The 8,527-nt window shown below is 41.3% G+C and carries 2 protein-coding genes; both read right to left on the bottom strand.

Annotation, left to right across the window (positions count from 1 at the left end; genetic code table 11):
• Positions 1 to 5,427, bottom strand: a 5,427-nt coding sequence (locus F6K57_RS32540; protein WP_293072164.1) for a condensation domain-containing protein, incomplete at its 3' end; no start/stop codon positions are given.
• A partial coding sequence (locus F6K57_RS32535) for an amino acid adenylation domain-containing protein (protein ID WP_293072163.1) occupies positions 5,424 to 8,527 on the bottom strand: 3,104 nt, incomplete at its 5' end. The genes F6K57_RS32540 and F6K57_RS32535, both read right to left, overlap by 4 nt.

Genomic DNA, 8,527 nt, shown 5'->3' with positions numbered 1-8,527 from the left:
AGTTTCTGTGTCAGTAATTTCTCCAGTCCCAGTATAGTTATCATAATGCCACAGGTGAATAATTGCTCCGATTTGGATATTTTCTGCTCCTAGACATTGGTACAGCTTTTGATAGTCTTCTCCAACATCTGGAGCAATTATATAGTGATTGTAATTGATTTTTGTGAAGGGTTCTCCTTGTTCTATCTGCACATAACCTTGATAATTATTTTCTAAGTTTTTGCAGACTTGTTGACCTAATCCTAACTTATCTATAAATACTAAAGCTACTCCAAATTGGCTGAATTGGTGTGGCGGATAATTTAATTGTTTTCGTTGCCATGTTTTTTGATAAAACCAATCAGGAATTGTGTGGCTGCTATTTTCGGTAATTAAATCTACCCGTTTTAAGACTTCCTGGAATTCTCCTGTGGCAAATCTTTGACTAAGCTGAGTTCGTTGAATCTTACCAATGGAAGTTTTGGGAATCAAGTCTTTTTCTAGGGGAATTAAATAATCTGGGTTAATTCCCATTCTATTGACCACTTGTTCTATGATAACTTTTAATAAAGCTAATAACTCGGTATCTTCAGTTATTTCTGTATTGAAAAATATTCCTAATTTATCGGTATCGCTGTTAGGTTTTCTTACGGCACAAGCGCAGGTGTAAGAAACTTCTATTCCTGGTAATTCTTCTACCGCTGATTCGATTTCATGGCTGTAGTAGTTTAACCCATTGATAATAATTACGTCTTTTTGTCGTCCGGTAATTGTTAAACACCCGTTTTTCAGAAACCCTAAATCTCCTGTGTTAAACCAACCATCTGCTGTAAAAGCTTCTTGATTCGCCGTGGAATTTTGATAGTAACCTGATGTTACTGATGCGCCTTTTACTTGTAAAGATCCAACAACTCCTTCAGGAACTACTTGTTGATTTGCATCAACAATTCTCAAAGATGCCCCCGCAATTGGTGGACCAAGTTCAACAAATTTATCTTCATCAGATGATGATTCAAGAGAAAAACTGTTAGACCATGTAATCCCGGAACAAGTCTCGCACATTCCGAAAGCTGGATGAATAGCTTTTGTCGATAAACCATAAAAGCTTAAAAGTTTGATAAAATTTCTGGCAGTTTTAGTAACAATTGCTTCTCCTGCATTCACTAAAAATTTCATTGAAGACAAATCCCAGTGTCTTTTCTCTTGGTGCGCATTCCCTCTCTTGGTCAGCATTCCCTTGCGACTTTCGTCGTCGCGGGGTCTGACCGCTAGGTCGGGAAACCCGACCGGGGTCGCACCGCTTTTCACTTCTTCTGCGCGATCGGCGAAGCCGCGCCAAAGGCGATCGCCAATAAGAGTAAATGCAAAATTTGGTGCCCAGCTAATGGTGGCTTGATGACTGTCAATTAAATCTAACCACTTGAGTGGATTTTGCAGTATCAATTGTGTCGGTACATGAATCTGCTCACATCCTAAGTCTACTGCCATAATACTCAGAAATACCAATGCTCCTACATGGTCCATCGGCATCCAATTCAAGGTGACGTCTTGACTAGAAAATTGGTTCATTGCAATTGTACCAGCAGACATACTCAATAGCTTGCTGTTTTCCTGCATTACTGCTTTAGGTATCCCAGTGCTACCAGAAGTTAACAGCAAAACTGCCAGGTCTTGTGGTTGACTTTTGTAAATCTTTGTATCTGGTTCAAAACCTCGTAACTGTTCTAAAGTTTCAACTACAGACTTCCCTAAATTCAGACGTTGGAACCACCCACGCACAGATGATGCTAATTTGTTATCTGTGAGTACCAAAGGCTGTCCTAACAAAGCCCAAGTGTTTTGCAGTTTGGTCAGACTACTGTGAGATTGGTCATAACTAGGGGGTATTGATACTGGTACTGGTACAAACCCTCCCAACACACAACCCCAAAATGCACTGATAAAATCTTGATTTGATTCTAACTGAAAGATTACTTTATCAGTAGGTTTCAAACCTAATTGCCTTAACCCTCCTAATAGTCTTTGAGCTTCTACCCACAACTCACTATAGGTTTGAGTAATTACTTCTCCATCTGAGTGAATATATATCAGACTGGTATCCCCGTGCTCTTGAGCTGCTCGTTCTAATGCTTGTGCTAAAGTAGTTGGTGCATCTTTAGGCCACTTTATTGGTTCTCCTTCACTGATGGCTTGGTTTACTGATGTTGATTGGGTTTGTAATTCTGTTGTTGGAGATGACTTTTCTACTACGGGAGTTGCACCATGATTCGGCAGTTTTATTTGTTCTGATGGCAGCAAGTCTGATATATGCAATGGTGGCAATTTTAGTGTTTTCTGTTGCACTACCACTGCTACTTGTTCTATTTCTGGCACTGCTTTGAGTTTTGCTTCCCATTGTTGCACTACGTTATCGTCAATTACTGGGAAACGCCCTAATGCTACTTCGTCTACTTTTCCTTTTTGAGTTAAGGGTAAACGAGCCAGGGGAACATAAGCTCCTGGCATCATGTCTGGGGGTAACTGCTGTTGTATTTGGGAGTGTAATTGTTGGGGGTTCCAGACTCCGGCCATCACAACATAAGCTACTAATAAGGTTTGATGAGCTAGTACATAAGCTTGTTCTACTTGGGGGGCTGATAATAGGGCGGTTTCTATGTTTGCTAGTTCTATTCGCTTCCCTTTTCTCCATGTCTGCCGTTGTTTAGCTCCGATTATTTCCAAATAACCTTTGTTGTGATAACGACCTATATCTCCTGTTGGGAATAGTCTTCCTAATTGGGGATGTTGGATAAATTCGAGTGATGTCTGTTGCTGTAGATAACCTCTGGCTAAACTGGCACCTCCAATATAGATTTCTCCTGGTACTCCTTTGGGGACTGGGTTTTGGTGTTGGTCTAGTAAATAAACTGATAACCGACCAGGGTTGCCTATGGGTACCTTTTCTCTCTTTGGTTTTTCTGACCAAGACCAGTGGGTGATTTCTCCTGCTGCTTCTGGGAGACTGTAGAAGTTGTGCAATGACACTGGGTAGCTTTGGAGAAATTTGTTGGCTATTTCTGTTGATAGGGTTTCTCCACTGCAAAGAAGCGTACGCCAACTGTTGAGAGATTTTACCGAGTTAGTTGTGTTTAACCACGAGGGGAGTTCTGATGGATACAGGTGAACTATGGTGACTTTGTGCTGCCCGATTAATTTCTGTAATTCTTTTGGCTCGTCATTGGCAGCTATAACTACACTACCACCACTGATTAGAGGTAAACCTATTTCTATAATCGCTACATCTTGAATCAGAGAATTTTTATGCAGCAGAATGTCTTGATTAGTTATTCTCAGGATTTTTTGTAGCCATTGTAAACGTTGAGCTACGCTGTGATGTTCTACTAAGGTTTGATTCAGAATGTAGGCTCTTGTGGTGGCTGTTGTTTCTGTGTTTGGGTTGTCTGTATTTTGTTTGGCTATTGATTCCCAGTCTGTGTCTAGACACAGGATTTGAGCTACCGTAGCGCGAGCATCTTGCTCGCTATAGGTGTACCATTTTGATTTGAGGTGGTTTTGGGTTAATATTACTGAAATTGACGGCAAATCCTGTGATTTGTCTGTGGGAGCTATTGCTACATAAGTTCCTCCGGCTTTTAGTATGGCTAATAAACCTACTACCATCTCTACTGAACGCTCTACACAGATACCCACTGGCGTTTCTGGAACTACTCCCAATTTTTGCAAGTAATGGGCTAGTTGATTGGCTTTGCTATTTAATTGGGAATAGGTCAGCTTTTGTTGTTCAAATACTAATGCTATTGCATCTGGTGTTTTCTCTACCTGCTCCTCAAATAACTGATGAATACATTTGTCATCTGGGTCATCTGTGTTGGTGTTTTTCCATTCCTGCAGTATTTTCTGTTTTTCTGCTGCTGTGATTAAGGGAAGTTTTGAGATTTTTTGTTGGGGGTTGGCTACTATTGCTTGTAGTAGGGTTTGAAAATGTGCCATCATCCTTGTGATGGTTGCTCTGTCAAATAGGTCTGTGTTGTAAATGAAATATCCTTCTAGGCCTGATAGTGCTTCCCACAGATGTACTTCTAAATCCATTCTGGCAGTGCTGATGCCTTCCTCTCTCTGAGTTACTTTTAATCCTGGTAAATTCCAAGAAGTTATGGGTATACTCACCAGGTTAAATACTACCTGTACTAGAGGGTTATAACTTAAGTTTCTTTCTGGCAGAAGTTCTTCTACTAACTTTTCAAATGGTAAATCCTGATGCTTGTAGGCTTCTTGGGTTCTCTGTTTGACTTGATCTAATAGTTCACTAAAGGTCAAATCATCTACACACTGACAACGCAACACCAGGATATTAGCAAACATACCAATCAAGGGTTCGATTTCTACTCGGTTGCGGTTAGCAGTTGCTGAACCTACTACTAAGTCTGATTCTCCACTATAACGTGATAGTAAAACGAAGAATGCACTTAGTAAGGTGGTAAATAAGGTAGTACTTAAGTTCTGACTGACTTGGGTCAGTTTCTCTGTTAACTCTTGATTAAATTCAAATTTTTCTGCTCCTCCCTGGAAGCTTTGTACTTCTGAACGTGGGCGGTCTGTTGGTAGGGGGGATACAGGGGAAACTCCTGCTAGTTTTTCTCTCCAGTAACTCAGATGTTTTTCTAATACCTCTGCTGTGAGTTTCTGTCGTTGCCAGTGGGCGTAGTCGGCATATTGAATCGGTAGTTCTGATAATGGGGAGGGGTTTCCTTGACTGTAGGCTTCATACAATGTACATAGTTCCGATGCTAGTATGCCTATAGACCAACCGTCATATATTATGTGGTGCATGGTTAACATTAATATATGAGTTTCTGGCCTGAGTCGTACTAGGGTGACACGCAGCAGGGGGCCTTGGGCTAGGTCAAAGGGTTTTTCTGCTTCAGTGCTAGCTAGTTGTTTGAGTTGGGTTGTTTGTTCCGGTGATGATGGTAATTCTACTGTTGACAGATTGATGTTGGCAACGGTCGAAATTACTTGCATGGGTTTTCCGTCTACAGAGGGGAAACGGGTCCGTAGGTTTTCGTGTCGCCTGATTATTTCGTTCAGGCTTTTCTCTAATACTGTTACGTTGAGCTGACCTTCTAGTTGTAGACTCAACAGCATATTATATAATGGATAATCTGGCAAGAGCTGATGCCAGAACCACATCATTTGTTGACTGTAGGATAGTAACAAATCCTCCGAACGTGAAATAGGCTGAATCAATGATTGATTAGAGTCGTTTACTTGACTAGCCTGGTATAAAAAGTCCAGTATTTCTGTTTTACGCTCTGCTATCTCTTGACGCAGAGTCAATGTTAAAATCCCTGGGTAAGCATTACAGCGAAGTTGTGTTCCTTCAGCGGAAAATTTTACACCTATACTACGAAGATAAGATAAGAATTCAACTGTTTTAGCAAGTTTCAAAATACTACCTCCTCACTACCTAATTCTGAGTTTTGTAAATCTTTTTTAGCCCAACGAACGGTCTCAATATATTCTGCAAACTCGGCTACCTTTGGCAATTCAAACAATATACTTAAAGTCAGTTCGTTCCCAAAAGCATGACGGCAGCGAGACACAACTTGAGTAGCCAGCAAAGAATGCCCACCCAAATCAAAGAAGTTATCATGTATTCCCACCTTTTCTATACCCAACACTTCTGTCCAAATCTCGGCTAATATCTTCTGTGTCTCTGTCTGTGGAGCTACATACTCCGTTAACACACTACTGGCCACATCTGGTACAGGCAAAGCCTTACGGTCTACCTTACCGTTAGGAGTCAGTGGCAATTGGGACAACACCATCAACCCCGATGGCACCATATACTCTGGCAACCGCGACTGTAGATACTCTCTCAACTGCGGTATCAGTTCCTTTCTCAACTGGGAACTCAACGGATTATTCCCATAATTCTCCCAGTTACCTACTACTACCGATTTTTGAGTTAGCGGTGTTAACACTATCCCTTCTTTGGCTAACTCACTGCGCACAAATACCCCATCCATCAATTCCGGACCTCCCTGAGCAGACCAACACAACTCTAAGCTATACCCATTATCCGAACTCAGTTCATATAACCTTTCTGGGTCTATGCTATTGACTAGCTTCTCCTCTAACCTCTGCTTCAACTGCTGTACATTCTCCTTTTCTTTGGGCTGTGATAGCCACTCTACCAACTCTACATCATTAGCTACTCTGCCATTGACTAAACCACTAAAGCAAATTGATTCTGGCCCAATGTCTCGCAGATAAGTTTCTATCTGTTGAACACTCAGAGCCCCTCCACTTTCTACAGTCGGTGTTATTACTTTTCCTGGTTGTGCCTCTATATGCAACAGTACGCTATAGCGATATTTATTCAGTTCATTGTGTTCTCTTCCCCTCTGTAAACGGATTTGTACATGAGTTATTTCTGGATGTTTTTCCTTGAGAGCTACAAATAACTCTGGTGACACTAACAACTCGGTCTCCTGCTCCATTTTTCTGTCTATCTTTGACTTGAGTTGTTTTCGTGACAGTGAGGGAGTGGCTTGATACAGTTGCACCGAACTGTGAAAGGCTTTCATTAATGGCCTACTCCGGATATCCCCTAAGAAAATCATCCCTCCTGGTTTGACTACCCTGATACTTTCTTCTATTACTTGCAACAGATACTCCACACTAGGGAAATACTGGACTATGGAACTCAGCAATACGGCATCGAAACTGTTATCAGCCACATCAGCCATGTCTTCAGCTCGTTTCTGTGCTAAGGATACATGACCATATTTGTCTGGTTCCTGTTCTATTTGTTGTTTGATGTATTCTAATGAGACATTGGAGATATCTGTTCCATAATAGTTTTTTGTCTGGGGTGCGATTTGAAACAGGAGCATTCCTGTGCCACAACCTATTTCCCACACACTCTCTGGTTTCTGGGCTAATACTTGAGTTACTATATCTCCTGCCCAGATGCGCATTTGTTGTTCGGGTATCAGTTGGTTATCATAGTTGCTAATCCATCCTCTTATATTAAAGAGTGGGTCATTTACTTCACTTAGCCGATCGTCGTAGGTTTGATTGAATACATCTTCCCAATTATCTACTTGGGTTTTTGATAGTTCTCGGTTGCTGCTGCTTCTGCTTTGGGTTTCTGGTACTATGTATGCTACCAGGCGTTTGTCTCCTGGGTTGTCTTCTCTTGCTAATACTACCGTTTCTTTAACGATGGAATTTTGATTTAGAACTGCTTCTATTTCTCCTGTCTCTATTCGATATCCCCGGATTTTTACTTGGTGGTCTATGCGGCCTAAAAACTCTATATTCCCATCTGGTAAATACCTCGCTAAATCTCCAGTCTTATATAGGCGAGCATTTTGTTGCTGACTAAACAAATGGGGAATGAATTTTTCTTGGGTGAGTTCGGGGCGATTCAGATAACCACGTGCTAAACCAGCCCCACTAATGTACAACTCTCCACCAACACCCACTGGCATTAGCTGGCAGTTTTTGTCTAGCACATAAGCTTGCATATTATCAATAGGGCGACCAATGACACTACTTGTACCTTCCTGAATATTTCTTGAGTTAATGGGGTAATGAGTGACATGGACAGTTGTTTCCGTAATCCCATACATATTCACTAACTGTGGTAAAGTATCACCGTGCCTTTCAAACCAAGGTTCCAGGCTATGAAAGTCTAAAGCCTCTCCTCCAAATATCACCAGTCGCAGTGATATATTACTTGCATATTCCTGACTTTGCTCAAAATAAATCAGTTGTTTAAAGGCTGAAGGTGTTTGGTTGAGTATGGTGACTTGCTCCTGGCATAGTAACTTATAAAAAGCATCAGGAGAACGGCTGACCCAATACGGAACTACAACTAATCGTCCACCATACAGTAATGCTCCCCAGATTTCCCAAACTGAGAAATCAAAAGCAAAGGAGTGGAATAGAGTCCAGACGTCTTGAGAATTAAATGAGCACCAACTTTCTGTTGCTGAAAATAGATGAGTAACATTCTCATGTTGAATCATCACACCTTTCGGTTCCCCTGTAGAGCCAGATGTATAAATTACATAGGATAGGTGATAAGTCTGTACACCACTATCTGGATTAGTTGAACTTTTTTGAATAATCTCCGACCAAGCTCTATCCAAACAGATTATTTGTGCTTTATGTTCCTGTAATCCTTCTACTAATCCCTCTTGGGTCAAAAGCACTGGCACAGCAGCATCAGCGATCGTATACGCGATACGCTCTTGGGGATAACTGGGGTCGATTGGCACATAAGCTCCCCCTGCTTTGAGAATACCAAGAATGCCTATTACCATTTCTAACGAGCGTTCCAGACAAATACCTACTGGTACATCTGGTTCCACACCAAGGGTTTGTAGATAGTGAGCTAGTTGATTAGCTTTGCTATTTAATTCTCCATAGGTCAGCTTTTGCTCTTCAAATACTACTGCTATTGCATTTGGGTTATTTTCGACCTGTTCCTCAAATAACTGATGGATACATTTGTCATTTGGGTAATCTGTTCTCG

This window comes from Moorena sp. SIO4A5 (genome assembly GCF_010672005.1).
Lineage (GTDB): Bacteria > Cyanobacteriota > Cyanobacteriia > Cyanobacteriales > Coleofasciculaceae > Moorena.
The sequence above is the reverse complement of the archived record's forward strand: the minus strand, read 5'-3'. Positions and strand labels throughout refer to the sequence as shown.